The organism is Pseudonocardia abyssalis (assembly GCF_019263705.2).
GTDB classification, from domain to species: domain Bacteria; phylum Actinomycetota; class Actinomycetes; order Mycobacteriales; family Pseudonocardiaceae; genus Pseudonocardia; species Pseudonocardia abyssalis.
The window spans coordinates 1,187,394-1,213,938 of the sequence record NZ_JADQDK010000001.1; the positions used below are offsets into that span (position 1 = coordinate 1,187,394).

Genomic DNA, 26,545 nt, shown 5'->3' on the forward strand with positions numbered 1-26,545 from the left:
CCGCACTAGGCTCACCTGCGTGAACCGGGGGGAGCACGACGGGTCTCGTGCTGTGCGGGTGGTGCTCGCCGACGACGAGCCGCTCATGCGCGCGGGCCTGCGGACGGTGCTGGAGGTCGGCGGCAGCGTGCGCGTCGTCGGGGAGGCCGACGACGGCCACGCCCTGCTGGAGCAGATCGACCGGCACCGGCCCGACGTGGTGCTCGTCGACGTCCAGATGCCCGGCTCCGGCGGGCTCGACGCGCTGCGGACCCTCTGCGCGCGTCCCGGCGCCCCACCGGCGGCCGTGCTCACGACGTTCGACCTCGACGAGTACGTCGCCGAGGCGCTGCGGATCGGGGTGCAGGGGTTCCTGCTCAAGGACGCCGAACCCGACGCACTGGTGCGTGCCGTGCTCGACCTCGCCGCGGGTGGGGCCGTGCTCGACCCACGCATCACCGCCCGCCTGCTGCCGCGCCTCGCCGGCGGGGCACCGGCGCGCCCGCCCGTCGAGCTCACGATGCGTGAGCAGCAGGTCCTCAGCGGGCTGGCGGCGGGGGAGTCGAACGCGGCCATCGGGGCCCGGCTCGGGCTGGCGCCGGCGACCGTCAAGAAGTACGTGTCCGCGGTGCTGGTGAAGCTGGGCGCCGACAACCGGGTCCAGGCGGCGCTGCTCGCGCAGGGATGGGGGCTCTAGGTGCGGTGGGCGCGGTTCGTCGGGACGGAACTGCTGGCGGTCGCGCTGACCGCGGTCGTCGCGGTGCTGGGGGAGCCGGCGTTCGCCTGGTCGGTGCCCGCGGCGCTGGTGGGCTGCGCCCTGCTGCCGCTGCGGCACGTGTGGCCGCCGCTGGCGCTGCTCGGGGTACTGGCGGGGCTGGCCGGCGGGCTGGGCTGGCCCCCCGCGCTCGTCGCGCTGTACCGGCTGGGCCGCCACGGCCGGTCGGTGCCCCGGGTGCTGCTGTGGCTGGTGCTGCCCGTCGTCGCCGCCGTGGCCCCGGTGTTCGCGACGCAGGACCTGCGGTGGAACCAGGGCGTGCTCGTCGTCGGGTACGTCGTGGTCAACGCGGCCGCGGCCACCGTCGTCGGGATGCTGGTGGGCACGCGCGCGCGGCTCGTCGAGAGCGCGACCGAGCTGGCCCGCGTGCGGGACTCCGCCCTCGCCGCCCGCGCCGACGCCGCCCGTGCCGAGGAGCGGGCCCGGATCGGGCGGGAGATCCACGACGCGGTCGGGCACCACATCACGCTGATCGCGGTAGGCGCCGCGGCGCTGGCCGCGTCGACGCGGGAGGAGGGCACCCGCCGCGCCGCTGACGAGCTGCGCGCGCTGGCGAAGCGCTCGCTCGGCGAGGTCCGCACGGCGCTCGGCCTGGTCTCCTCCACGGCCGGTGCGGGAACGGCGGGGGCGGTCGTGTCCGACGTGGACGCGCTGGTGGCGCAGTGGCGCGAGGCCGGCCTGGCCGTCGAACTCGTCGACGCCCGGCGCACGACGGATCTCCCCCCGGCCCTCGGGCGCGCGGCCTACCGGGTGGTGCAGGAGTCCCTGACCAACGCCGCACGCCACGCGCCCGGTTCGGAGGTCCGCGTCGAGATCGGGTCCGTGGCGGGGTCGCTGTCGGTGCGGGTCGACAACACGGCGTCCGCGGAGGCACGCGACGTCGTCGGTCGCGGAGGGGCCGGCCTGACCGGTCTGACCGAGCGCGTCGGCGCCGTCGGCGGTCGGATCACCGCAGGCCCGCGCCCCGACGGCGGGTTCACCGTGGAGGCCTGGTTCCCGCCGCAACCCGCCCCGGTCGCGTAGTTACCGACGGGTACCCACCAAAGTCGCCCATGCAGGGCGACCGAGGGCGGTGGTGGACCGTGCCCGGAGCCCGCAGGATGATCGAGTCGCAGGTGCCGGGAAACCGGTGCCCGCGGCCAGCAGGTGCGGCGACCAGGTGTTGGGGGGAGCCATGACCGGCCGAACGAGGGTTGTGGTCAGCCGTGTTGTAGGCTGATGGAGCCTCTTCGGGGGCGGCCGGGACGTGGCGCAGCTTGGTAGCGCACTTGACTGGGGGTCAAGGGGTCGCAGGTTCAAATCCTGTCGTCCCGACGGTCGAAACGGGCGGTTCCTCTTCGTGAGGGACCGCCCGTTTCGTGTTCCTGACGTGGCGGAATGCGATCGCCGGGCGGGTGGCCTTCGGTTGACCGGCGATCACAACGCCGCGGTTCGGTCGCTCTTCGGGGCCTTCGCCGCGGACAGCGGTTCGCGTGGGTTCACCGGCGTCGGCGACTCGATCTTGACCGGTCTGGCGAAGTTGCGGAAGGCGAGCTCCTCCCGGCCGGCGTGCTCCAGTACGTCGCGGACGATGGCGTGGCGACCGCGCCTCCAGCCCGTCGAAGCGCCTGGCGTCGACCTGAGCCGGACGTCCCGCACCTCGCGGCGTGCGAGCTCAACTTGCTGCCGATCCGGCGGTCCGACGGCGCTCCTGCCCGCGTGCCTCCAGGCCCATGTCGGAACGGAGCATCCTTGTGGGCGTACAGATTGTCTGACAAGCTGACGGTCGAACAATAACTCCAGCGAAGGGGCGACGATGCACCACATTGCCGGGGTGGGGAGTGCGTACGAGGTGCTCGCCGTCCGCTACGGGACGCGGACCGCGACCAAGGCGGAGAGCTACCTCAACTTCCACCTCTACGGCGAGCCGGACGAGTCCTTCGCGATGGACTACTTCTTCTGGCTCGTCCGCGGCCCGGAGCGCACCGTGCTTGTCGACTGCGGCTTCGGCGCGGAGGCCGGGCGGCGGCGCGGGCGCACGACACTCGTCGACCCCGTCTCGGCGCTGTCGGCGCTGGGCGTCGAACCGGACGATGTCGATCAGCTCGTGGTGACCCACGCGCACTACGACCACATCGGCAACCTGCACCGTTTCCCGAACGCCGAGGTCGTGATCGCGCGCCGCGAGTACGACTTCTGGACGGGGCCCTACGCGCAGCGGCTCCAGTTCGCCCACTCCGCCGAGGCCGACGAGCTGGCGCACCTCTCCACCGTCCGCGCGCAGGGCAGGCTCCGGCTGGTCGAGGACCGGCTCGACCTCGCACCGGGGATCGAGCTGGTGGTCGTCGGTGGGCACACCCCCGGCCAGTTGGTGGTGCAGGTCGCCGCGGACGGCCCGGGGGCGGTGGTGCTGGCCGCCGACGCGCTGCACTTCTACGAGGAGCTGGAGCGCGACCGCCCGTTCTTCGTGGTCGCCGACCTCGTCGAGATGTACCGCGCCTTCGACGTGCTGCGCGAGATGAGCGAGGACCCGGGACGACTGGTCGTGGCGGGCCACGACGCCGACGTCGGGACGCGCTTTCGCGGCCGGGTGCCCGGGCTGCCAGCCGACCTGGTCGACCTGGTCGTCGACGTGACCGGGCGCAGCGCGGGGGCGGCGTCGTGACCCTGGCCGGGAAGGTCTGCCTCATCACGGGCGCGGCCGGGGGGCTCGGGTCCGCGACGGCCCGCAGGCTCGCCGCCGACGGCGTCCGGCTCGTCCTCACCGACGTCGACGGCGACCGGCTCGCGGCGCTGGCGGCAGACCTGCCGGTCGAGACCGTCGTGCACGCGGGCGACGTCGCGGACGAGGCGGACGTCGACGCCGCGGTGGCGGCGGGGGTCGCGGCCTTCGGCCGCATCGACCTGCACCACCTCAACGCCGGAGTGCCCGGCCCGCTGGTCCGGCTGCCCGACCTGTCCGTCGCCGACTGGGACCGCGTGCTGGGCATCAACCTGCGCGGGGTGTTCCTCGGCGTGCGGGCGGCCTTCCGGCAGTACGAGGTGCAGCGCAGCGGCGGCGCGATCGTGCTGACCGCGTCGATCGCCTCCCTGCGCGGGAGCGACGACCTGCTCGCCTACCACGCCTCCAAGCACGGTGTGCTGGGCATCCTCAAGGGTGCGGCGCTCTACGGCGGCCCGATCGGGGTGCGCGTCAACGCGGTGGCGCCGGGCATCGTCCCGACGGCGCTCTTCGCCGGGGCGGGTGGCGGCCCGGGCGGCGGGAACGACATGGCCCGCCGCGCCGCCACCACGCCGCTGCGCCGCCCCGGCACCGGCGACGAGATCGCGTCGGTCGTCGCCTTCCTGCTGGGCGACGGCGCGGCCTACATGACCGGCGAGACCGTGTCGGTGGACGGCGGGGCGTCCGCGGTCAGCACCGTGCGGCCGTCCGGTGGGGCCGGGGCGTGGGACCCGCGGCCCGGTGACGTGCGGATGCACCCGGAGCTCGCGTGAGGGAGGACGTCATGACGCAGGAAAAGACCGTCGGGTTCGTGGGACTCGGCAACATGGGCGGACGGATGACCCGCCGGCTGGTGGACGCCGGGTTCGAGGTGGTCGGGTTCGACCCGCGCCCCGGCGCCGCGGAGGCCGTCGGGGCGACGCCGGCCGCCGATCCGGCCGAGGTGGCGCGGCGGGCCCGCGTGCTGCTGCTGTCACTGCCGGACAGCCGCGTGGTCGAGCCGGTCGTCCGCGGCACTGACGGGCTGCTGGCCGGGGCGCGCCCCGGCACGACGATCGTGGACCTGTCGACGGCGTCGCCGTCGTCGACGACAGCGCTGCACGCCGAGGCCGCGGAGAAGGGCGTCCGGTATCTCGACGCCGGCATCTCCGGGGGCGCGGCGGCCGCGGAGAAGGGCACCTTGACGATCATGGTCGGCGGCAGCGCGGACGCGCTCGCCGAGATCGGGTGGGCGCTGGAGCCGATCGCCGCGCACGTCCACCACATGGGCGCCGCCGGCACCGGGCACACCGCCAAGCTGCTCAACAACTTCCTCAACGCGGTGAGCCTCGCCGCCACCGCCGAGGTGATGGTCGCCGGCCGCAAGGCGGGGCTGGACCTCCCGCAGCTGCTCGACGTGCTCAACTCCAGCAGCGGCGTCAACTTTGCGACGCAGAACCGGTTCCCGCACATCGTCCGGGGCGACTACCTCGAGGGCGGGCTCACGGGTCGGCTGATGACCAAGGACGTCGGCCTCTACGTCGACCTCGTCGGCCGGCTCGGGGTGCCCAGCCTCAACGCCGCGGGCCCCCTGGCGAGCTTCGGGCTCGCCGAGAGCCTGGGGTACGGCGACGAGATCAGCAACCGGGTCGTCGACGCCATCGGCGACGTCTCGGGCAGCGTCCGCGTGCACGACCAGACGGAGGGATGACCATGCAGATCGTCCGGGGGCGCGCCCCCGACACCGCCCCGACCCTGTCCCGCACCGAGACCTTCACCGGCACGGTGTGGGGTGATCCGGTGCTGCCCACGACGGCCGAGGGCAACACGATCAACTCCGTGACCTTCACCCCCGGGGCGCGGACGTTCTGGCACCACCACACCCGCGGCCAGATCCTCGCGGTGACGGCGGGCCTGGGCTGGGTGTGCGCCGAGGGCGGCACCCCGCAGACCCTCCGCGCGGGCGACGTCGTGTGGACGCCGCCGGGGGAGCGGCACTGGCACGGCGGCACGGCCGACACGGTGATGACGCACCTCGCCGTGTCGCTCGGGCCCACGGTGTGGCTGCACGAGGTGGCCGAGGACGAGTACCGCGCGGGGCTGACCGCCGCGGCGCGGGGAACCGAACGATGAGCGAAGGGAACGGTGCGGTGCAGACCGACGGACACCAGACGGACGAGCGGTACGAACGCGGGCTGGCGATCCGCAAGGAGGTGCTGGGCGCGGCCCACGTCGAGCGCTCGCTCGCCGCGGTGAGCGACTTCTCCCGGCCCATCCAGGAGTTCGTCACCGGGGCGTGCTGGGGTGACGTCTGGGGGCGCCCCGGGCTGGACCGGCGCACCCGTAGCCTGCTCAACCTCGTGATGCTGACGGCGCTGGGCCGCAACCACGAGCTCGGCGTGCACGTGAAGGGAGCGATCACGAACGGCTGCACCGAGCAGGAGATCCAGGAGGCGCTCCTGCAGGCGGGCATCTACTGCGGGGTGCCGGCCGCCCTGGAGTCGTTCCGGGTGGCCGAGCGCGTCCTCGGTGAGATCGCGGCGGAGGACGGCGGTGGCTGACCCCGACGGCCCGCCGTCCGCCGTCGGCTTCGTCGGTCTCGGGCGGATGGGCGAGCCCATGGTGCGGCGCCTCGTGGGCGCCGGGGTCCGGGTCCGCGGGCACGACACCGCGCCCCGGCCCGGGCTCGGCGACGTCGTGACCCTCGTCGACGAGGCCGTGCAGGTGGCCGAGGGCGTCGGGGTGGTGGTCCTCATGCTGCCGGACTCCGACGCCGTCGACGCCGTGGTGCACGGGGCAGGGCTGCTCGACGCGCTCGCACCCGGGACGGTGCTGGTCGACATGGGCTCCTCGGAGCCCCTGCGGACCCGTGCCTTGGCCGACGAGGTAGCGGCCCGCGGTGCCGTGCTCGTCGACGCGCCGGTCTCCGGCGGCGTCTCCGGTGCCACCGCGGGCACCATGACGATCATGGTGGGCGGGCCGGACGACACGGTAGCGGCGCTCGCGGCGCTGCTCGCCCTGCTCGGGCGGGTCCGCCACGTGGGGCCGGTCGGCGCGGGGCACGCGCTCAAGGCCCTGAACAACCTGATGTCGGCCGCGCACCTCCTGGCGAGCTCGGAGGCGCTGCTGGCCGGTGAGCGGTTCGGCCTCGATCCGGCGGTGATGCTCGATGCGGTGAACGGCTCCAGCGGGCGCAGCGGCTCCACCGAGAGCAAGTGGCCGAACTTCGTGCTGCCGGGGACCTACGACTCCGGGTTCGCGCTCGCCCTGATGCTCAAGGACATCCGGATCGGGCTCGGGCTCGCCGAGGCCACCGGCGTGCCGCACGCCCACGCCGCGCGGACCGTCGAGGTGTGGGCCGATGCCGCGGCCGCGCTGGGGCCCGGTGCGGACCACACGGAGATCGTGCGATGGTTGCGGCGCACCGACCCGGGGGGAGGATGAGCGTGGCGAGCAGCTCGCCGTCGGCCGGGCCGACGTGGACCGCCGACCAGATCGGCCGGGTCGCCGCGCCGCTGCGCGAGCAGGTCGTCGACCTCGTCCGCGACGCCATCCTCGGGTTCCGCCTGCAGCCCGGCCAGCGGCTCGTCGAGCGCGAGCTGGTGGAGCAGCTGGCGGTCTCCCGGGCCACGGTGCGCGAGGTGCTGCGCCAGCTCGCCGCGGAGGGGCTGGTCACCGTCGTGCCGCAGCGGGGCGCGATCGTCACCGCGCTCTCGCCGGACGACGCCGCCGACCTCTACGAGATGCGCGCCCCGCTCGAGGCGCTCGCCGTGCAGCGCTTCGTGCAGCGGGCCGCCCCCGAGCACGTGGCCGCCCTGCGCGCGGCCGTCGCCGAGATCGAGCGCACCGCGGAGTCGGCGGACCCGTCGGCGCAGCTGCGGGCCAAGGACCGCTTCTACGAGGTGCTCTTCCTCGGGTCCGGCAGCGAGCCGCTGCAGCAGACCGTCGCCGGTCTGCAGGCGCGGGTGCGCCTGCTGCGGGCGACGTCGCTGTCCGAACCCGGTCGCCCGCGCGAGGCGGCCGCGGAGCTGCGGGCCGTCGTCGACGCCGTCGAGGCGGGCGACGCCGACCGCGCCGCCGCGGCCTGCGTGCACCACATCCAGAACGCGGCGCGCACCGCACTCGCGCGCCTGCGCACCGACAGCTGAACCGTCCCTCCCGACGTCCGGCGAGCCCGGCCCGGTCCTGCACGGACCGCGGCACGCGGCGGTCCGGACCTGCGACAGGAGAACCATGTCCCCGATCGACGAGCAGGTGCTGAGCCCCGAGCAGCAGGAGATCAAGGACGAGTTCGTCCGGGTGCGCGGCACTTGGGGCGAGCCGTGGCAGCGGATGCTGGAGCTCGACCCCGCCTTCGTCCGCGCCTACCTGCACTTCTCTGCGGTCCCCTGGACCGGGACCACGCACCTGGAGCCGAAGGTCAAGGAGTTCGTGTACATCGCCGCGGACGCGGCCGCCACCCACCTCTACGAGCCCGGCATCCGGCAGCACGTCGCCGCCGCGTTCGACCACGGCGCCACCACCGAGGAGATCATGGAGGTCATCGAGCTGACCTCCACCCTCGGCATCCACGCGAGCAACATCGGTGTGCCGCTGCTGCTCGAGGTGCTGCAGGAGGCGGGCCTGCGCGACGGGCCCGCACCCCTCGACGAGCGTCGGGAACGGCTCAAGGCCGAGTTCACGGCGAACCGCGGCTACTGGCACGCGTTCTGGGACGGGCTCCTGGAGCTCGATCCCGACCTCTTCGAGGCCTACATCGAGTTCTCCTCGGTGCCGTGGCGGACCGGACCGCTGCCGCCGAAGGTCAAGGAGCTGGTCTACATCGCCTTCGACGCCTCCGCGACCCACCTCTACGTGCCGGGCCTGAAGCTGCACATGGAGAACGCCGTGCGTCTCGGGGCCACCGCCGGCGAGATCATGGAGGTGCTCGCGATCGTCAGCGTCATCGGCATCCACGCGGCCACCACGGCCGTCCCGGTCCTCGCGGAGATCGCCGCGGAGCAGGCGCGCACCACCCGGTCCTGAGGACCCACAGATCCCCGTGGCCGAGAGGCGCTGCAGCGGACGATCCGTCCGCCACGCTCGGTCCGCGGTCCCACGACGAGAAGGGCGCCTCCCACCGTTCGAGGAGACAGCACATGACCACCCTGACCACCGACCCCGCCGGTCGGCTGCAGACCGTCAACGGCATCGACTTCGCCGTCGCCGATCTCTCGCTGCACGAGTTCGGCCGCAAGGAGATCCGTCTGGCCGAGAACGAGATGCCGGGCCTGATGGAGCTGCGCACCGAGTACGCGGAGGCGCGTCCGTTGCACGGAGCCCGGATCGTCGGGTCGCTGCACATGACCGTGCAGACCGCGGTACTCATCGAGACCCTCGTGTCGCTGGGTGCGGAGGTCCGTTGGGTCTCCTGCAACATCTTCTCCACCCAGGACCACGCCGCCGCGGCGATCGTCGTCGGTTCCGGTACCCCGGAGGAGCCCCAGGGCGTCCCGGTGTTCGCCTGGAAGGGTGAGACGCTGGAGGAGTACTGGTGGTGCACCGAGCAGCTGTTCCTGTTCCGTGACGCCGACGGCAACGTGGTCGGCCCGAACATGATCCTCGACGACGGTGGCGACGCCACCCTGCTGATCCACAAGGGCGTCGAGTACGAGAAGACCGGCGTGGTGCCCACGGTCGAGGACGACGACCTCACCGTCTCCGAGGAGTACCGGATCATCCTCGACACCCTGCGCCGCTCGCTGGCTGAGGACCCGCAGCGCTGGACCACGGTCGCCTCCGACATCCGGGGCGTCACCGAGGAGACCACCACCGGCGTGCACCGGCTCTACCAGCTGGCCGAGCGCGGGGAGCTGCTGTTCCCGGCGATCAACGTCAACGACTCGGTCACCAAGAGCAAGTTCGACAACGTCTACGGCATCCGCCACTCCCTGGTCGACGGGTTGAACCGGGCCACCGACGTCCTGATCGGCGGGAAGGTCGCGCTGGTCTGCGGCTTCGGTGACGTGGGCAAGGGCTCGGCGGCCGCGCTGGCCGGGCAGGGTGCGCGGGTGATCGTGTCCGAGGTCGACCCGATCTGCGCGTTGCAGGCGCTGTTGCAGGGTTTCCAGGTCGCGACGTTGGAGTCGACGATCGAGAAGGCCGACATCATCGTGACGACCACGGGCAACAAGGACATCATCACCACCGAGGCGATGTCCCGGATGAAGCACCAGGCGATCGTGGCCAACGTGGGTCACTTCGACAACGAGATCGACGTGGCCGGGCTGGGCCGGATCCCCGGCATCATCCGGATCAACATCAAGCCGCAGGTCGACGAGTGGGTGTTCCCGGACGGGCACTCGATCATCCTGCTGTCCGAGGGCCGCCTGATGAACCTGGGCAACGCGACGGGGCATCCGTCGTTCGTGATGAGCAACAGCTTCGCCAACCAGGTCATCGCGCAGGTGGAGCTGTTCACGAAGTTCGAGGAGTACAACAAGGACGTGTACCGGCTGCCCAAGCACCTCGACGAGAAGGTCGCGAAGATCCACGTCCTGGCGCTGGGCGGGGAGCTGACGAAGCTGTCGAAGGACCAGGCCGAGTACATCGGGGTGGACGTCGAGGGCCCGTTCAAGCCCGAGCACTACCGCTACTGAGCCCGTGCGCGGAAACCGTGGCCAGGGCCACGGTTTCCGCGCACGAGGTCAGCGGGCCCGATCGGCCGCGGCGACCACGTTGCGGAAGAGCATGGCGACGGTGGTGGGGCCGACGCCGCCGACCCGTGGCGTGATGGCGCCGGCGACCTCGGCGCAGGACTCGTCGACGTCGGGCAGCAGGCGCCTGCCCTTGTACCGCACCCCGCCGCCGACGACCGTCGCGCCGGGCCTCACGTGGTGGGGCTGGATGATCCCCGGGACCCCCGCGGCGGCGATGAGGATCTCCGCGCGCCGCGTGTACCGCTCCCAGTCGGGCACGCCGGTGTGCACCACGGTGACCGCGGCGTCGGCGGTGGGGCGCTTCTGCGCCAGCAGCATCGCCAGCGGGCGACCGAGCGTGGCCCCGCGGCCGAGGATCACGACCTCGCGCCCGGCGATCGGTATCTCGTGGTACGCGAGCAACTCCTCGATCCCGGCCGGGGTGCAGGGCAGCGGCCCGGGCAGCCCGACGGCGAGGCGCCCCATGTTGACCGGGTGCATGCCGTCGACGTCCATGGCCGGGTCGAGCTCGGCCAGCGCGGCGTCGTAGTCGAGGTGTCGCGGGATCGGGTACTGGATGAGCAGGCCGTGCACCGCGGGGTCGTCGTTGAAGCCGCGGATCACGCCGACCAACTGATCCTGGGTGGTGTCCGGCGGGAGGTGCGCGTGCGGGGAGTCGATTCCGAGCCCGGCGGCCTGGCGCTGCTTGATGCGGATGTAGCCGGCGGAGGCGTCGTCGTCGCCGACCAGGATCGTGGCCAGGCTCGGCGCGACGCCGCGGGCGCGCAGCGCGCGGGCCCGCGCCGTGACGTCGGTCAGCACGCGGTCGGCGACGGGCCCGCCGGGCAGCGGTCGTGCGGTCATGGGCTCCCTCGTGGTGGCCGGGCGGGTTCCTGCTGGGCGCGCTCCTACTGGGCGACGTACCCGCCGTCGACGCTGAGGATCGCACCGGTGATCCCCCCGGCCGCGGCCGAGGCGAGGAACCCGATCGCCTCGGCCACGTCGAGCGGTGTCGAGATCCGCCCGAGGGGGTGCCGGGCGAGCACGGCGGCCGCCGTCGCGGTGGGATCCGGGTCCGCTGCACTCGCCTCGGCGATGAAGTCCGTGTCGACCGCACCTGGGGCGACGGCGTTGACCCGCACCCCCCACGGCGCCAGCTCGACGGCGAGCTGGCGGGTCAGCTGCACCAGCGCGCCCTTCGTCATCGCGTAGAGCGACTGGTCTCGCATGCCGACGAGGCCCGAGATCGACGTGACGTTCACGATCGCCCCCCGCGTCCGCGCCAGCGGCGCCACGGCCGCCCGGGAGTGGACGAACGCGCCCCGCACATTGGCCGAGAAGAGCCGGTCGAAGTCGGCGTCGGTCGACTCCTCGATCGGCCGGCGCAGGAACCGCGCTGCGTTGTTGACCAGCAGGTCCAGCCGGCCGAACTCGCGCTCGGCCGCGGCCACGGCGAGGTCCGCGGACGCGCTGTCGGCGACGTCCCCGACGAGCGGGAGCACGGCCCCGGGCCGGCCGAGCGCCTCGACCGCGGGGGAGAGGTCCGTCGCGACGACCGCGTAGCCGTGCCCGGTGAGGAGCCGGACGAGTGCCGAGCCGACCCCGCCCGCCGCGCCGGTGACCAGGGCGACCCGATCCATCCCCTACGCCCAGAGCCGCGCGCCGGCGATCCGGGCGCCCTCGCCCAGCGACCGGAGCTTGGCCCACACGATCTCCTCGTGCCCGACCCGGGAGCCGATGCCGCAGTCGGTGCCGGCCTGGACGTTCTCGCGGCCGAGCACGCTCGCGAAGTTGGTGATCCGCTCGGCGACCAGCTCCGGGTGCTCGACGAGGTCGGTCGCATGCGACACCACCCCGGGCATGACGTGCTTGCCCTCGGGCAGGGTGACGTCCTCCCACACGCGCCACTCGTGGGCGTGCCGGGCGTTGCCCGCCTCGAACGCGTAACACTGGGCGTCGATCTGCACCAGCAGGTCGACGACGTGCTTGAACTCGATGTCGGTGGTGTGTGGCCGGTGCCCGCTGCCCCAGCAGCAGTGGAACCGCACCTGCTCGGTCGGCAGGCCGTCGACCGCGTGGTTGATCACCTGGACCGCGAGCCCGAGGTAGCGGCGCAGGTCGGCGACGCTCCACTCCGGGTGGAAGGTCCAGGTGGTGAGGAACTCGGGCTCGTCGATCTGCACCACCAGCCCGGCGTCGGTGACCGCGCGGTACTCCTCGCGCATCACCTCCGCCACCGACATCAGGTACTCCTCCTCCGAGGCGTAGTACTCGTTGACGGCGCCCGCCCCGAGGCTCAGCGGACCGAGAGCGGCGATGAAGCCCTCCGCGTCGGCGCCAGAGCCCTGGTGGTCGCGGGCCTTCAGCGCGTGCTGCAGCGCGGTGATGTCGGCCTCGATCGCGTCGTGGCCGACGTAGCGCACGGGCTCGACGCAGACCCGCGACCGCGACCGCGGCACGGCCGCGCCCGGCGTCGAGAAGCCGGGCCGGACCGCACCCCCGGAGCCCGCCATCCACAGGCCGGAGGCGTACACGCCGGGGAACAGCGCGCGGTCGCGCTCGGCGACCCCACCGCGCTTGGGCGCCACGGCGCCGGGCTCGCGGACCTCCCAGCCCGTGACGCGGGCGTGGATATAGCCGGCGTAGGCCCCGGCCGCCCCCGCCTTGACGTACTCGCCGTCGTTGACGACGTCAAGCCCGCTGGCGATCTGCAGGTCGACGACCTCCTGGACCGCCGACGGGAGCCGGGCCTGCACGGCCGCTTCGTCGCGGTCGGGGGCGGCGAGCAGGACGTCGAGATCGGCGGGTCGGGGCAGGTTGCCGCCGTGCGAGGTCCGGATCCGACCGTCGTTGCGCTTCATCATGGGTCCTTCCTGGTGGCACGTGGCCCGATCGGCTCAGCTGATCGGGGTGAACTTCTGGAGCTGGTGGTCGGCCATGGCGGCGGGCACCCGGCCCGTCGCCACGCCGAAGGTGCCGGTGACCTCGGCGACGTACACGGCCCCGGTCGAGTCGACCGCGATCCCGTGCGGGGCGACGAAGTTGCCGGGCGCGTCGCGCATGACGGTCGACGCACCCCAGCGCGCGACCACCCGCCCGTCGCGGTCGAGGACGGAGACCCGTCCGGGCAGGTCGGTGGTGGACGCGCCGCCGGTGAACGACGCGCTGCCGCGGGGCCGCCACAGCTCGGCGACGTAGAGGAGGCCGTCCGGGCCGACGGTGATGTCGGACGGCCGCTGCACGTCGGTCCACTCGGTGCGGTAGGTACCGTCGAGGTCGATGACCTGGATCCGCTCGTTCTCCCGGTCGCCGACGAGCAGCAGCCCGTCGGGGGTCGCGCAGATCGCGTGCGGGAGGTGGAACTCGCCGGGCCCGATCCCGATGCCGCCCCAGGACCCGAGCAGTTCGCCGTCGGGGGAGAGTCGGTGGACGCGGCAGTTGCCGTAGCCGTCGGCGACGAACAGGTCGCCGTCCGGGGCGATCGTCAGGTTGGTGCACCCGTTGAACGGGCCCGCGGGCCGCTGGATCGTCTCGTTGAGGTGCACGACGGTGGGGCCGCGGCGCCCGTACCCGGTGTCGGCGGCCGACCCGGGGGTGCCGATGGTCTGCAGCAGCCGGCCGTCGGGGGTGAACCGGCGGATCGTGTGGTCGCCGCAGTCGACGCAGTACACGGTGCCGTCGGGGGCGACCGTGAGCCCGTGCGGGGTGGTGAACAGTCCGTCGCCCCACGCCGTGCGCACCGTCCCGTCCGGATCGAGGACGACCACGCCGTCGCGGTCGCGGGTGAACAGGTAGACGACGTCGTCCGCGTCGACGTCGACGGCCGCCACGTCGGTGTGCGCGAGCCGCTCGGGCAGCCGCCCCCACCGGTCGTCGACGGTGAACCGGAGGTCGGCCCGGGCCGGGGCGAGCGTCATCGCGCACCCCCGGCGGCCACCGGTGCCGCGGTCGCGGGCAGGAAGCCCCACGGGTGGGTGCCCCACCCCGGCGCGATCGGCTCACCGGCCCGGAGGGTGAGCACCGGCGCGATGCCGTGCTCCCCGGAGAAGCGGGCCTTCGTGGTGTCGAGGAACGTGAAGTCGCCGCCGACCAGGTCGAGGACGGTGAGGTCGGCCTCGCGCCCGACGGCGATGGCCCCGACCTCGTCCTGCAGCCCGACCGCGGCGGCGGCCCGCCCGGTCGTCATCGCGACGACCTCGCGGAACGAGTACCCGACGGCCATGAACTTGGCCATGCACTCCACGAGGCTGTGGAAGCTCTGACCGGGCAGGGTGACGTCGCTGGAGATGGTGTCCGGGTACAGGCCGCGCTCGGCCTGCTCCCTGGCCACGGCGAACCCGAAGTTGCCCATGCCGGGCGCCGGGTCGAGCACCACCCCGCGGGCGCGGGCCTCGGCGAGCATCGGGAACGTGGCGTCGACGTCGTCCATGACGCCGCCGACGTTCGGGCTGCACAGGTGGGTGAGGACGTCGCCGGGTTCGAGCGCGTCGATGAGGTGGCGGGTGACCTCGCCCATCCGCTCGGGGCGGGGCCGGTCGGCGGCCCGCAGGTCCCCGATGTGCACCATCAGCGGCACGTGGTGCTCCCGCGCCACCTTCTTCGACCGGTCGACGATCTCCTCGCCGCGCTCGGTCACGATGTCGCCGACGAGGCGCAGCTTGATCCCGGACACGAGCCCCGGGTTGTGCTCGACGCAGGCGGCGATGGCGCGGTCGTCGATGTCGTCGAGGCTCGCGAGGTCGGCCCAGCCCGGCATGGTGTGCGCGAAGCTGCCGATGTTGGCGAACACGACGACCCGGGTGGCGGCCTTCGGCAGGATGTGGGCGGGGAAGACGCCGATGTTGGCCACCCCGACGGACCCGCAGTCCACCACGGTCGTCACGCCGGACCGGACCCCGACGTCGTCGGGGACGCAGCAGCCCATCCCGACCCCGCGGGTGGTGGCGCCGTCGGCGACGTGGGTGTGGATGTCGACGAGGCCCGGGACGACGTACCGGTCGGCGCCGCGGATCTCCAGCACCCGACGGGCGCGCTCCGGGTCCAGCCCGGGTCCGATCTCGGCGATGCGCCCGTCGGTGACGGCGATGTCCGTGCGGCCGTCCAGGCCGGAGCCCGGATCGAGGACGTGGCCGCCGCGGATCAGCAGGTCGTAGGCAGGCGGGGGTCCAGAGGTGTGTGCGGTCACGGTTCGCTCCCGATCGGGTTGCGGCGGAGGAGACGGAGGAGGCGGGCTCAGCCCGGCGGCCAGGCGTCGGGCAGTCCGGCCGTCTGGACGGCCCACGCCCGCTCGAGATCGGTCATCGCTCCGGCGAGTCCGGCCTCGGCCAGGACCTTCCCGGCGTCGGATCCGGGCCGGCGTGCCGGCGCGCCCACGCGCAGCGGGGTGGCGGACAGGCCGAGGGCGATGCCGGGCGCGGTCACCTCGCCGACGTCCTCCGACACCTGGGTGACGACCACGCCGCGCGCCCGGGCGGAGGGGTCGGCCAGCACGTCGGCGAGGCCGAGGACGGCGTGCGCACCGACGCCCGCGGCGACCAGGTCCCGGACCCAGCCGGCGACCGGGCGGCGGGCGAACAGGTCCGCGAGCAGCAGCGCGAGCTTCTCCGCACCGGGGCCGTCGGGCCCCGTGGCGTCGAGCCCGGCCAGCTCGTGCAGGCCGGGCACCTCTGCGAGGCGGGGCAGGTCCCCGGGGTCCGCGGCCAGCGCGAACCAGCCGTCGGCACCGCGCTGGAACCCGTTCAGGGTGTGCTCGCCGAGCGCCCAGGGGCCGGCGGGCCCGTCGGTGGCCCCGAGCAGGAGCCCCGCCTGGTGCTGGCTCGCGGTGCGGGCCAGGGAGGTGGCGAGCGCGAGGCCGGTGCCGGTGCGCTCCCGGTGCAGCACGCCGAGCAGCGCGGCGTAGGCGCCGAGCACCCCGGTGCCGTAGTCGAGCAGGTTGTAGGGGCCGAGCACCGCGGGCGGTCCGTCGCCCCCGGCCCGCGCCATGATCCCGGTCGCGGCCTGGGCCTGGGTCTCGTAGCCGCGCCCGGTCGCCCACGGCCCGGTGGCGCCGTAGCAGCTGATCGAGACGTGCACGACCTGCGGGCAGCGGGCGAGGACGTGCGCGGCGCCGATGCCGTAGCGCTCCGCGGTGCCGGGGGTGAAGTTCTGCACGATGACGTCGGCGCGCTCCGCCAGGGCCCAGAAGACCTCCTGGCCCGCCTCGCGCTCGACGTCGAGCAGGATGGAGTCCTTGCCCCGGTTGACGGCGCCGTGCGCGCCGACCCGCCGCTGGGGCGCGTTGATCTTGGTGACGGCGGCGCCGAGCTCGCCGAGCAGGCGCGCGCTGGTGGGGCCGGCCAGCACCTGGGTCAGGTCGAGGACGCGGAGGCCCTCCAGCGGACGGGTCCGTCCCCCGGGCGGTCCGGGTGCGGGCCGGGGGAGGGCGGGGACGGGCTCGCCGAGGACGGCGGCCCGGTCGGCGTCGGGGAGGTGCCGCGGACGCAGGCGGGCGGGCCGCCCGACGACCTCGACCGCGGCCCCGGCCATCGGCGTGGGGCCCAGCACCGGGTCGTCGAGCCGCACGACGGCACCCGACTCCGCGGCGTGGGGGGTCCGCAGCCACTCCTGCGCCGTCCGCACCGCCGCCAGCGGCACCCCGGCGCGCGCGCCGAGCGCCTCCCACTCCGCGGCGGGCCGGGTGGCGAACAGCCCGGTGAGCCGGGTGCGCAGGAGCGTGTCGTCCGTGGAGGCCGTCCACTCGGGACGGCCCGCGGCGTCGAGGAACCAGGTGAGGAACCGGCGGCTGCCGCCGATCGGGTTGTACTGGACGTGCCGGCCGTCGGCGCAGGCGTAGGTGCCACTCCCGTTGGCCCGCAACGGGTGCTGGACGGCGGGCCCGCGGGCGGTCGGGAAGGCGCCCGCGTCGCCGATCGCCTCGAAGACGGCGTCGTGCAGGGGGACGGTGACCTGCTGGCCGCGGCCGGACCGGCCCCGCTCGACGAGCGCGGCCACGACCCCGGCCGCGCCGAGGAACGCGGCGAAGTTCGAGGCGACCGGCACGGCCGAGTAGGTGGGCCGGCCCGGGTCCCACCCGGCGGGCTCCTCACCGGTGCGGAGCCGGCAGCACGCGGTGGCGGCGTCGACGACGCACTCCCCGCCCGCCACGGCGTGCCGCGGGTCGTCCGGCGCGAAGGGCGGCAGCGACAGGTGGACGACCCGGGGGGCGCGCTCGCGCAGCTGCTCGTAGGCGAGCCCGAGCCCGGCCAGGATGCCCGGGCGGAGGTCGTCGACCACCACGTCGGCCCCCTCGACCAGCCGGCGCGCGACGTCGAGGTCGGCTTCGTCGTGCAGGTCGAGCGCGATACGCCGCTTCCCGCGCAGGTAGAAGGCGTCCGTCGCGGTGTCGGGGGCGCCCGGCCGGTCGACGTGCACGACGTCCGCGCCCTGGTCGGCGAGCAGTACGGCGGCGAGCGTCCCGGCGACGTGCTCACCGAGGTCGACGACCCTGATGCCCTCGAGCAGGTCCGGCATGCCGTGTTCCCCCTGGCGTCGTCGACCGTGGTGGCGGCCGGGGCGAGCCCGGCGTCGGGGTCGGCCCCCGTCGTCGGAGCGTAGGGGCGTGGCGATGCCGCGGACGGCGACGAGAACTCCGCTGCTGTTGAGCTGAGCGCAACGGTGCGGGCCCGGTTGACGCCGTCGGGACGGGTCGCCGAGACTCGGCCGATGAACACGCACAGTGGCGGTGGGATGCACCTGCCGCCGCTGAACGCGCTGCGCAGCTTCGAGGCGGCCGGGCGGCTGGGCAGCATCCGCGCCGCGGCGGCCGAGCTCGTCGTGACTCCGGGCGCCGTCAGCCGCCAGGTCCGGGTGCTGGAGTCCTGGCTCGGTGTGGAGCTGTTCCGCCACGACGGGCGGACCATCCAGCTGACCGACACCGGTGTGCGCTACCTCCGGTCGGTCACCGAGCACCTGACCGGGATCGCGGAGGCGACGGACCGGGCGACGGGCCGTGGACGCGCGGAGGGGGCGCTGCGCATCCGCTCCTACACCCTGCTGGCGAGCACCTGGCTGATCCCGCGGCTGACCCGCTTCCGGCGCAGCCAGCCCTGGATCGAGATCGAGCTCGTGACCTCCAGCGACCCCGCCGACTTCGGCGGCCGCGACGTCGACGCCGAGATCCGGCCCGGCGCGTCGGGGCCGTGGCCCGGGCTGGAGGCCGACCTCGTCGTCGACACCGACCTCGTCCTCGTCTGCAACCCCGCCTACGTCGCCGAGTACCGGCTGGAGCGGCCTGAGGACCTGCGGCGGCTGCCCGGTGACGGGTTCCTGCGCTCGGTGGCCTCGCCGCACCTGTGGCGCATCTGGTTCGACGTGGTCGGGGTCGACGACGTCGACGTGACCCGGGGGCCGATGTTCGGGGACTCCACGCTGGCCTACCAGGCCGCGGCGGCGGGCCACGGCGTGATGCTCGCCCCGATGCCCTTCGTCGAGCCGGACCTGGCCGCCGGACGCCTCGTCGCACCGTTCCCGCTCGCGCCGCGGCCGGCGACGCAGTTCTACCTCGTCTACCCGGGCGACCACCCGAACCGGAAGGCGTTCACGGCCTTCCGCCGCTGGCTGCTCGCCGAGAGCCGGACCGCGGCCGTCGCCGACGTCTGAGTTGACTTCCGCTCACGCTCGCCTGCACTAACCGTCCTGCTCAGGCCCTGAACGCGGTCCTACCGTGAGGTCGAAGCGCTTTCCGAGGACCCGGTCCCGGAGCGCCCTCCCCAGCACCGCCAGCGCCCGAGAGGGGACAGTCATGCTCGTCGACTTCCGGCCACACACCCGCCTTCGAGGCAGTCGGCCGGTGGACATCGGGGCGACGGTCGTCCCGGTCCTCGAGGCCCTGAGCGACTCCCCGGTCGATCTCGGCAAGGTGCGCGTGGTCGCCGACTGGGTGCAGTACCGCGAGAACTTCCGCGACGTCGTGGACCTGCGGCCGATCCTGCACACGCCCGTGGCGCGGGGACCCGCCGAGGCGGTGCCGGTGCCCATGGGGACGCGCGAGGACGACGTCGAGATCGCCGTCGACGTCCGGCGCAGCGGCGACGTCCCGCTCCGCGAGCTGGCCGCCGACCGGCTCCGCGAGCGCTCGGACCACGTCGTGATCGAGGACTGGGGCCGCGGCAGCGAGAGCTGCATCTGGGACTTCAACGCCCTGTACTGGTCGGCGCTGGAGCTGTGGGAGAAGGCCAGCGGCCAGGGCTACGAGCAGGCGCTGCCCGGCGGGGAGAGCGACGCCCGCAACAGCGACGCCGCCCGCGACCTCGTCGACGAGCTGTTCGCCGTGTGGGACCGGCTCGCCGCGGCCAGGGCGCTGCCCGACGAGCTGTACGTCGTCGAGCTGGGGGTGGGCAACGGGGGGCAGGCCAAGGTCTTCCTCGACACCCTCCGGGAGCGCGACCGCGAGCGCGGCACCGCGTACTACCGGCGCCTGCACTACCTGATGTGCGACTACTCCCAGCATGTGCTGGACCTCGCCCGCGAGACCGTGGCGGAGCACCTCGACCACGTCAGCGCGTTCGCCCTCGACGCCGTCCGGCCGCTCACTGCGCTGGGTTTCCTGCAGTTCAAGGTCTTCCTCGTCTACGTGTCCAACGTCTACGACAACCTGCCGACCGACGAGGTCGCCCACCTCGGCGGCCGGACCTACTGCGTGGAGACCCGCGCCTACCTGCCCGCCGACGCCGCCGCCGAGCTGGCCGACCTCCTCTCGACCGGGGTGGACGAGCTCCCGGACCTGGTCCACAAGCTGCTGCGCCTCGGCCCCACCCTGCTCCCCGAGGCGGTGCCCGACCGCGTGCCCGACGTCGACTCCGCCGTCGAGTTCTGGCGGCGGACGTGGGCGGCGCTGCGGCTCGAGGAGCGCTACGTCCCCCTCGCCGGCCTCGACACCTACGCGCTGTCGGACCCGACGTTCGGCCCAGGCAGCGCCGAGACGGTGCTGGGCGGCGAGCTGCTCGGGCCGCTCCTGCAGTCCGGCGCCGACCTGCGCATGCACGTGAGCAACGGGGCCGTGACGAGCTTCGTGGAGAGCCTGAAGCTGCTGCATCCCTACGGCACGCTCGTGTGCCACGACCTGTTCGTCACCGAGGTCGAGGGCTACCGGACGCACTTCCGCGGTCCCGGGAAGTACGACGGCTCGGTCGTCAACTGGGTCAACGGGCCGCTCCTCGCCCACGTCGGGCGTCGGCACGGGTTCGACATCCGCTACGAACGGTTCCGGCACCGGTCCGGCGGCAACATCGTCACGATGTCCGCCCAGGTGGGGGACTGAGATGGGCGCCCCGACGGAGCAGCTGCGCCCGATCGCCACCACCGTCATCGGGTCGTGGCCCGTGCCGGAGTGGCTGGCCCGGCTGAAGACGGAGTGGTTCCGCGGCCGGATCAGCCACCGGCAGATGCAGGACGTGCACGAGACGGCGATCAAGGCCGCGCTGCGCGACCAGGAGCAGTCCGGCATCGACATCGTGTCCGACGGAGAGCTGCGCCGCGACAACGACGTCGACTACCTGCTCGCCCGGATGCCCGGGGTGGAGATCGCCCACACCGCCAAGGACTTCTACTTCGACTACTACGAGCCGCGGGTGACCGCGCCGCTGCCCGAGCCCGCCGGCCCCGGCCCGCTCGGCCTCGCCGACGACTACGCGTTCACCGCGGCGCAGACGGACCGACCGATCACCTTCTCCCTCACGGGACCCTTCTCGCTGGCCCACCGCATCCGCGGCGACGCCTACGGGGACCACCGGGAACTGGTGCTGGCCGTCGCGCGCCAGCTCAACGCGGAGGCCAGGGCGCTGGCGGCCCGGGGTGCGACCCGGCTGCAGCTTGACGAGCCGTTCCTGGCCGGGCACCCCGGCCAGGTCGACGTCGCCGTCGAGGCGATCAACCTCGTCACCGCGGGCGTGGACGTGTCCTGGGGGCTGCACGTCTGCTACGGCAACCGCTACTCCCGCCCGTCCTGGGAGGGGCACTACGACTTCCTCTTCCCCGCGGTGCTCGACGCCGCGGTCGACCACCTGGTCCTCGAGTTCGCCCGCAAGGGCTACGACGACCTCCCCGTGGTCGCCCGGTACGGCTGGGACCGCGGCGTGGGCGTCGGCGTGATCGACGTGAAGAGCCCGCGCGTGGAGACCCCCGAGATCGTGGCGGCCCGGATCCGGCGGGCGCTGGAGTTCGTCCCCGCCGAGCGACTGGTCGTCAACCCCGACTGCGGGCTGCGCCACCTCTCGGGCGACGTCGCCCGGGCCAAGCTCGCCGCGATGGCGGCCGGCGCCGAGCTCGTCCGCGCCTCCCTCCCCGCCGCCCGGCGCGACCCCGCCCCTGCCCCCGAACCGACCCCGGTCCTCTCCCAAGGAGCAGTCACATGACCCAGTCCGCCCCGCACGACATGCTGTTCACCTCGGAGTCCGTCACGGAGGGGCACCCCGACAAGATCGCCGACGCCATCTCCGACGCCGTCCTCGACGCCGCGCTCGCCGACGACCCGTTCGCCCGCGTGGCCTGCGAGACCCTGATCACCACCGGAATGGTCGTGCTGGCGGGGGAGATCACCACCCCGCGGCCCCTCGACTACACGGGCATCGTCCGGGAGACGGTCAACCGCATCGGTTACGACCACGGCGACTACGGCTTCGACGGGCACACCTGCGCCGTCCTCGTCGCGGTCGACGGGCAGTCGCCCGACATCGCCCGCGGTGTCGACCGGGCCAGCGAGCACCGCGACCGGGGTTCCGCCGACGAGCTCGACCTGTCCGGCGCGGGGGACCAGGGGATGATGTTCGGCTACGCCACCGACGAGACCCCCGAGCTCATGCCCACCCCGATCGCGCTGGCCCACCGGCTCGCGCGCCGGCTCGCCGTGGTCCGCCGCGACGGCACCCTCGGGCACCTCCGCCCGGACGGCAAGACGCAGGTGTCCGTCCGCTACGTCGACGGGGTCCCCACAGGGATCGAGCGGGTGCTCGTCTCCACCCAGCACGCCGAGGGCGTCACCCGCGAGCAGCTGACCGAGGAGCTGTGGGAGCACGTGATCACGGCCGTGCTGCCCGCCGACCTCTACGACGCGGACGCGCTGCGCGCCGACCTCCTGGTGAACCCGACGGGCCGCTTCGTCATCGGCGGCCCGGTCGGGGACGCGGGCCTGACCGGCCGGAAGATCATCGTCGACACCTACGGCGGGTTCGCCCGCCACGGCGGCGGCGCGTTCTCCGGGAAGGACCCGTCGAAGGTGGACCGGTCCGCGGCCTACGCGGCGCGGCACGTCGCGAAGAACGTCGTCGCCGCGGGCCTGGCGAGCCGGGCGGAGGTGCAGGTGGCGTACGCGATCGGGGTGGCCCGGCCGGTCTCGCTCATGATCGACACCTTCGGGACCGAGCGGGTGGAGCCCCGCCTGGTGCACAAGCTCGTGACCGAGCACTTCGACCTGCGCCCGGCCGCCTTCCGCCGCGACCTCGACCTGCACCGGCCGATCTACTCCCCGACCTCGGCGTACGGCCACTTCGGCCGCACCGACGTCGACCTGCCGTGGGAGCGCACCGACCGCGCCGACGCCCTGCGGGAGGCCGCCGGCCTGTCGGTCGGCGACGCCGCCGCGGTGGCCCGGTGAGCACCGCCCCGACCACCGTCCGCACGACGTCCCGGACCGGTGGCGCCGACCCGGTCCTCGTCACCGGGTCGGTGGCGACCGACCACCTGATGCACTTCCCCGGCCGGTTCGCCGACCACCTCGTCGCCGAGCACCTCGACCGGATCTCCCTGAGCTTCCTCGTGGACGAGCTCGTGGTCCGCCGCGGTGGGGTCGCGGCCAACGTCGCCTACGGGCTGGGCGTCCTCGGCGCGGCCCCGGTGCTGGTGGCCGCGGTCGGCGCCGACTTCGCGGAGTACCGCACCTGGCTCGAGGCCCACGGCGTCGACTGCGGCGGCGTGCTCGTCTCGGCCGTCTCGCACACCGCCCGGTTCACCTGCACGACCGACGACGACCAGTGCCAGCTGGCCTCCTTCTACCCCGGGGCGATGAGCGAGGCCCGCGACATCGACCTCGGCCCGCTGGTCGAGCGCCACGGCGCCCGCCTGGTGCTGATCGGCGCCGACGACCCCGAGGCGATGCTCGCCCACACCGCCCGGGCGCGGGCGCTCGGCGTCCCGTTCGCGGCGGACCCGTCGCAGCAGCTCCCGAGGCTCGACGAGGAGCAGTGCCGCACGCTCGTCGACGGGGCCCGGTACCTGTTCACCAACGCCTACGAGTGGGAGCTGCTGCGCCGGCGCACCGGCTGGGACGACGCCGACATCGCCCGCCGGACCGGCACCCGGATCACGACGCTGGGCGCCGACGGCGTCCTGCTGGTGGACGGCGGCGTCGAGGTGCACGTCCCGGCGGTGCCCGCGGCCGAGGTCGTCGACCCCACGGGCGGGGGGGACGGGTTCCGCGCCGGCTTCCTCGCCGCGATCGGGCACGGAATGGGCACCGAGCGGGCCGCGCAGCTCGGCGCACTCGTCGCCACCGCGGTGCTGGAGACCGCGGGCGCCCAGGAGTGGCGCCTCGACCCGGCCCGCGACCTGGCCCGCCTCGCCGACGCCTACGGCCCGGATGCCGCCGACGAGCTGCGGCCGCTGCTGCGCTCCGCCCCGGACCGGGTGGCCCGGTGAGGCCCGCGACGACGGGTGCCGAGCCGCTGCCGGTGCGGGCCGCGCTCGCGACCGCGCTGCGCGAGGCCTCCTACGAGGTGCTGCCCCTGCGGGGCGCGGAGGAGAAGGTCCTCGCCCACGTCCCGACCGAGGTGCCCGTATCGGTGACCACCACCGAGACCCGCGGGCTGGACTCCACGCTCGACCTGGCCGTCCGGCTGACCGCGGCCGGCTACCGGGCGGCGCCGCACCTGGCGGCCCGGCTGATCCGGGACGCGAAGCACCTGCACGACGTGCAGTCCCGGCTGCGGGAGGCGGGCGTCGACGGCGTCTTCGTGATCGGCGGCGATGCACCGGCGCCCGCGGGCCCGTTCCCCGACGCCCTGAGCCTGCTCGAGGCGCTCGACCGCGACGGCGACCGGTTCGCCTCCGTCGGGATCGGCGGGTACCCGGAGGGGCACGGCCGCATCGGCGACGCCCTGATCGAGCGGGCGCTGGTGGCGAAGGCGCCGCACGCGACGCACGTCGTCACGCAGCTGTGCTTCGACGCCGGGGCCACCGTGCGCTGGGCGCAGCGCATCCGGGAGGACGGCGTGGGCCTGCCGGTCCGCGTCGGCGTGCCCGGCCCCGTCGCCCGGACCAAGCTGGTCCGGATCGCCGCGGGCCTGGGGCTGGGGCAGTCGGCCCGCTTCCTCGCCAAGCAGCAGAACCTGATCGGCCGGTTCCTGCTGCCCGGGGGCTACCGCCCGGACCGCCTGGTCCGCCGGCTCGCGCCGACGCTGGCCCGGCCGGACCGCCCGCTGGCCGGGTTGCACGTCTACACGTTCAACGAGCTCGCTGCCACCGAGTCGTGGCGGCAGGGCTGGCTCGCCCGGCTGGCCGAGGAGGACCGATGACGGCCCGGGTGATGGACGGCCGGGCCTGCGCCCGCGCGCTCGCCGCGGGGCTCGCCGACGAGGTGGCCCGCCTGCGCGACCGGGGAGGGCGGCCGGGCCTCGCGATCGTCTCGGCGGGGTCCGACCACGGCGCGGCGCTCTACGGCCGGCGCCTGCAGCGGCTCTCCGCCGAGTTCGGGATCGGGCACGCGGCCCGTCCGCTGCCCGCGACCGCCACGCAGGCCGACCTGCTCGGCGTGATCGCGGAGCTCAACGCCGACCCGGACCTGTCCGGGATCCTCGTCCTGCGCCCGCTGCCGCCGCACGTGGACGAGTCCGCCGTGTTCCGGGCCCTCGACCCGGCCAAGGACGTGGAGGCCGTGCACCCGGAGAACGCCGGTCTGCTGACGCTGGGGGTGCCGCGGTTCGTGCCGTCGACGCCGGCCGCGGTGTTCCACCTGCTCGACACCTGGCTCGACGCGGCGGGGGAGGACCGGGCCGACTTCTACCACCGGTCGCGGATCGTCGTGGTCGGCCGGTCCAACACGGTCGGGAAGCCCGCCGTGGCCCTGGGGTGCGCGCGGGAGGCGTCGGTGGAGTCCGTCGACGTGTGGGCCGACCGCACGGGCGGTCTCGGCCGCCACACCCGGTGGGCCGACGTCCTCGTCGTGGCGGCCGGGCGGCCGGGCCTCATCCGGGCCGAGCACGTCACCCCCGGCGCGATCGTGATCGACGTCGGGATCAACGCATCCACCGGGTCGGACGGCCGGGTGCGGACGGTCGGCGACGTCGACGCGGCCTCCGTCGCGCCCCGTGCCGGCGCCCTGAGCCCGGTGCCCGGCGGGGTCGGGCCGGTGACGGACGTCTGGCTGCTGCGCAGCACCGTCCGCGCCGCCTCGCTGCGACCGGGATCGGACCGAACCCTGCTGGAGGTGCCGTGAGCACGCCCGGAACGACCACGCGCGGAGTGCTGCTGCTGTCCTGCCCCGACGCCCCCGGGATCGTCCACGCGGTCTCGGGGCTGCTGGTGGAGGAGGGCTGCACCATCCTGTCGAGCCAGCAGTTCGGCAGCCTCCTCGGTGGCAGCGTCCCCGGCGACGGCGGCACCTTCTTCATGCGCGTCGAGTTCACCCGTGCCGACGGGGCGCCGCTGGACCTGCCGGCCCTGCGCCTGCGGACGGCAGCGCTCGCCGACCGGTTCGGGATGACCTGGCGGCTGGTCGACCCGACGCGGCCGCTCCGCGTCGTGGTGATGGTGAGCCGGCTGCTGCACTGCCTCAACGACCTCCTCTTCCGCAGCTCGGTCGGCGAGCCGAACCTCGACGTCGTGGCCGTGGTGTCCAACCACCCCGACGCGGGCAGGCTGGCCGACAGCCACGGGGTCGCCTTCCGGCACATCCCGGTCACCGCCGACACCAAGGGGCGGGCCGAGGCGGAGCTGCTCGACCTGGTCGACCGGGAGCGCGTCGACCTGGTGGTGCTGGCCCGCTACATGCAGATCCTCTCCGACGACGCCTGCAAGCATCTCGAGGGCCGCGCCATCAACATCCACCACTCGATGCTGCCCAGCTTCAAGGGTGCGCGGCCCTACCACCAGGCGCACGTCCGCGGCGTCAAGTTCATCGGCGCCACGGCCCACTACGCCACCGCCGACCTCGACGAGGGGCCGATCATCGAGCAGGACCTGGTCCGGGTCGACCACAGCCTGGGCCCCGAGCAGCTCGCGGCCCGCGGGCGCGAGGTCGAGAGCCGGGCACTCGCCCGCGCCGTGCGGTGGCACGCCGAGAACCGGATCGCCGTCCACGGCAACCGCACCGTCGTGTTCCCCTGACGAGGAGGCAGATCGTTGAGCCCACGTCAACAGCGGGCGGCCTTCTCGTCGCCCGGAAGAGTGGTCGCGGCGTCGTACAGT

The 26,545-nt window shown here is 74.2% G+C and carries 25 protein-coding genes and 1 tRNA gene; 20 read left to right on the plus strand and 6 right to left on the minus strand.

Going from position 1 to position 26,545, the window contains the following annotated elements; translation table 11 throughout:
• Nucleotides 1-19 precede the first annotated feature (19 nt).
• The 12 genes from I4I81_RS05685 to ahcY all read left to right on the plus strand — a co-directional run bounded on the left by I4I81_RS05685 (nucleotide 20) and on the right by ahcY (nucleotide 10,072).
• Entirely contained in the window at nucleotides 20-676 is a 657-nt protein-coding gene (locus I4I81_RS05685; RefSeq protein ID WP_226363771.1) for a response regulator, read from the plus strand.
• Complete coding sequence (locus I4I81_RS05690) at nucleotides 677-1,777, plus strand: sensor histidine kinase (protein ID WP_218601993.1); 1,101 nt, start codon at nucleotides 677-679, stop codon at nucleotides 1,775-1,777. It abuts the gene before it with no gap.
• A 217-nt stretch (nucleotides 1,778-1,994) separates the two neighbouring features.
• Nucleotides 1,995-2,068: transfer RNA gene (locus I4I81_RS05695), tRNA-Pro, on the plus strand.
• A gap of 481 nt (nucleotides 2,069-2,549) precedes the next feature.
• On the plus strand, nucleotides 2,550-3,398 hold the full coding sequence (locus I4I81_RS05700) for an N-acyl homoserine lactonase family protein (RefSeq protein WP_218601994.1): 849 nt from the start codon (nucleotides 2,550-2,552) through the stop codon (nucleotides 3,396-3,398).
• Nucleotides 3,395-4,228, plus strand: coding sequence for an SDR family NAD(P)-dependent oxidoreductase (locus I4I81_RS05705; RefSeq protein ID WP_218601995.1), 834 nt, complete (start codon nucleotides 3,395-3,397; stop codon nucleotides 4,226-4,228). The genes I4I81_RS05700 and I4I81_RS05705 overlap by 4 nt, the downstream gene beginning before the upstream one ends.
• 11 nt (nucleotides 4,229-4,239) lie before the next feature.
• A complete protein-coding gene (locus I4I81_RS05710; RefSeq protein ID WP_218601996.1) occupies nucleotides 4,240-5,145 on the plus strand; it encodes an NAD(P)-dependent oxidoreductase in 906 nt (301 codons plus the stop codon).
• Nucleotides 5,142-5,567: a cupin domain-containing protein gene (locus I4I81_RS05715; protein ID WP_226363772.1), complete on the plus strand. Its 426-nt coding sequence runs from the start codon at nucleotides 5,142-5,144 to the stop codon at nucleotides 5,565-5,567. The genes I4I81_RS05710 and I4I81_RS05715 overlap by 4 nt, the downstream gene beginning before the upstream one ends.
• Nucleotides 5,564-5,995, plus strand: a complete 432-nt coding sequence (locus tag I4I81_RS05720) for a carboxymuconolactone decarboxylase family protein (protein WP_218601998.1) — start codon at nucleotides 5,564-5,566, stop codon at nucleotides 5,993-5,995. The genes I4I81_RS05715 and I4I81_RS05720 overlap by 4 nt, the downstream gene beginning before the upstream one ends.
• Nucleotides 5,988-6,878 carry an NAD(P)-dependent oxidoreductase gene (locus I4I81_RS05725; protein ID WP_218601999.1) on the plus strand — a complete coding sequence of 297 codons (891 nt, stop codon included), beginning with the start codon at nucleotides 5,988-5,990 and terminating at the stop codon, nucleotides 6,876-6,878. The genes I4I81_RS05720 and I4I81_RS05725 overlap by 8 nt, the downstream gene beginning before the upstream one ends.
• 2 nt (nucleotides 6,879-6,880) lie before the next feature.
• Nucleotides 6,881-7,582: a GntR family transcriptional regulator gene (locus I4I81_RS05730; protein WP_226363773.1), complete on the plus strand. Its 702-nt coding sequence runs from the start codon at nucleotides 6,881-6,883 to the stop codon at nucleotides 7,580-7,582.
• An 85-nt stretch (nucleotides 7,583-7,667) separates the two neighbouring features.
• A complete protein-coding gene (locus I4I81_RS05735) occupies nucleotides 7,668-8,459 on the plus strand; it encodes a carboxymuconolactone decarboxylase family protein (RefSeq protein ID WP_225924494.1) in 792 nt (263 codons plus the stop codon).
• A 113-nt stretch (nucleotides 8,460-8,572) separates the two neighbouring features.
• Nucleotides 8,573-10,072, plus strand: a complete 1,500-nt coding sequence (gene ahcY / locus I4I81_RS05740) for an adenosylhomocysteinase (RefSeq protein ID WP_218602001.1) — start codon at nucleotides 8,573-8,575, stop codon at nucleotides 10,070-10,072.
• Between the two features lie 48 nt (nucleotides 10,073-10,120).
• Here the strand turns inward: ahcY and I4I81_RS05745 are convergent, their stop codons facing one another.
• From I4I81_RS05745 to I4I81_RS05770, 6 genes are read right to left on the minus strand one after another with little or no spacing between them, the layout of a single operon-like run.
• Nucleotides 10,121-10,975 carry a bifunctional 5,10-methylenetetrahydrofolate dehydrogenase/5,10-methenyltetrahydrofolate cyclohydrolase gene (locus I4I81_RS05745; RefSeq protein ID WP_218602002.1) on the minus strand — a complete coding sequence of 285 codons (855 nt, stop codon included), beginning with the start codon at nucleotides 10,973-10,975 and terminating at the stop codon, nucleotides 10,121-10,123.
• 44 nt (nucleotides 10,976-11,019) lie between these two features.
• Nucleotides 11,020-11,751, minus strand: a complete 732-nt coding sequence (locus I4I81_RS05750) for an SDR family NAD(P)-dependent oxidoreductase (protein ID WP_218602003.1) — start codon at nucleotides 11,749-11,751, stop codon at nucleotides 11,020-11,022.
• A 3-nt stretch (nucleotides 11,752-11,754) separates the two neighbouring features.
• Nucleotides 11,755-12,975: an epoxyalkane--coenzyme M transferase gene (locus tag I4I81_RS05755; protein ID WP_218602004.1), complete on the minus strand. Its 1,221-nt coding sequence runs from the start codon at nucleotides 12,973-12,975 to the stop codon at nucleotides 11,755-11,757.
• Between the two features lie 33 nt (nucleotides 12,976-13,008).
• The gene (locus tag I4I81_RS05760) at nucleotides 13,009-14,028 is read right to left on the minus strand and encodes a peptidyl-alpha-hydroxyglycine alpha-amidating lyase family protein (protein ID WP_218602005.1); all 1,020 of its coding nucleotides are present in this window, start codon (nucleotides 14,026-14,028) and stop codon (nucleotides 13,009-13,011) included.
• On the minus strand, nucleotides 14,025-15,296 hold the full coding sequence (locus tag I4I81_RS05765; RefSeq protein ID WP_218602006.1) for an amidohydrolase family protein: 1,272 nt from the start codon (nucleotides 15,294-15,296) through the stop codon (nucleotides 14,025-14,027). The genes I4I81_RS05760 and I4I81_RS05765 overlap by 4 nt, the downstream gene beginning before the upstream one ends.
• Nucleotides 15,297-15,343: 47 nt before the next feature.
• Entirely contained in the window at nucleotides 15,344-17,620 is a 2,277-nt protein-coding gene (locus tag I4I81_RS05770; protein ID WP_218615861.1) for a CaiB/BaiF CoA-transferase family protein, read from the minus strand.
• Nucleotides 17,621-17,812: 192 nt separating this feature from the next.
• Between I4I81_RS05770 and I4I81_RS05775 the strand changes: the two genes are divergently transcribed.
• The 8 genes from I4I81_RS05775 to purU all read left to right on the plus strand — a co-directional run bounded on the left by I4I81_RS05775 (nucleotide 17,813) and on the right by purU (nucleotide 26,464).
• Nucleotides 17,813-18,748 (plus strand): LysR substrate-binding domain-containing protein, encoded by a 936-nt coding sequence (locus I4I81_RS05775; RefSeq protein ID WP_218605650.1) that lies wholly within the window; start codon nucleotides 17,813-17,815, stop codon nucleotides 18,746-18,748.
• Between the two features lie 190 nt (nucleotides 18,749-18,938).
• Nucleotides 18,939-20,408 carry a class I SAM-dependent methyltransferase gene (locus tag I4I81_RS05780; RefSeq protein ID WP_218605651.1) on the plus strand — a complete coding sequence of 490 codons (1,470 nt, stop codon included), beginning with the start codon at nucleotides 18,939-18,941 and terminating at the stop codon, nucleotides 20,406-20,408.
• 1 nt (nucleotide 20,409) lies between these two features.
• A complete protein-coding gene (locus I4I81_RS05785) occupies nucleotides 20,410-21,501 on the plus strand; it encodes a hypothetical protein (protein WP_218615862.1) in 1,092 nt (363 codons plus the stop codon).
• The gene (gene metK / locus I4I81_RS05790) at nucleotides 21,498-22,739 is read left to right on the plus strand and encodes a methionine adenosyltransferase (protein WP_218615863.1); all 1,242 of its coding nucleotides are present in this window, start codon (nucleotides 21,498-21,500) and stop codon (nucleotides 22,737-22,739) included. Before I4I81_RS05785 ends, metK begins: the two co-directional genes overlap by 4 nt.
• Nucleotides 22,740-22,828: 89 nt before the next feature.
• Nucleotides 22,829-23,779 carry a carbohydrate kinase family protein gene (locus I4I81_RS05795; RefSeq protein WP_218616525.1) on the plus strand — a complete coding sequence of 317 codons (951 nt, stop codon included), beginning with the start codon at nucleotides 22,829-22,831 and terminating at the stop codon, nucleotides 23,777-23,779.
• The gene (locus I4I81_RS05800) at nucleotides 23,776-24,654 is read left to right on the plus strand and encodes a methylenetetrahydrofolate reductase (protein WP_226363774.1); all 879 of its coding nucleotides are present in this window, start codon (nucleotides 23,776-23,778) and stop codon (nucleotides 24,652-24,654) included. The genes I4I81_RS05795 and I4I81_RS05800 overlap by 4 nt, the downstream gene beginning before the upstream one ends.
• Complete coding sequence (locus I4I81_RS05805) at nucleotides 24,651-25,574, plus strand: bifunctional 5,10-methylenetetrahydrofolate dehydrogenase/5,10-methenyltetrahydrofolate cyclohydrolase (RefSeq protein WP_218602074.1); 924 nt, start codon at nucleotides 24,651-24,653, stop codon at nucleotides 25,572-25,574. The genes I4I81_RS05800 and I4I81_RS05805 overlap by 4 nt, the downstream gene beginning before the upstream one ends.
• Complete coding sequence (gene purU, locus I4I81_RS05810) at nucleotides 25,571-26,464, plus strand: formyltetrahydrofolate deformylase (protein ID WP_226363775.1); 894 nt, start codon at nucleotides 25,571-25,573, stop codon at nucleotides 26,462-26,464. The genes I4I81_RS05805 and purU overlap by 4 nt, the downstream gene beginning before the upstream one ends.
• The last annotated feature ends 81 nt before the right edge of the window (nucleotides 26,465-26,545 follow it).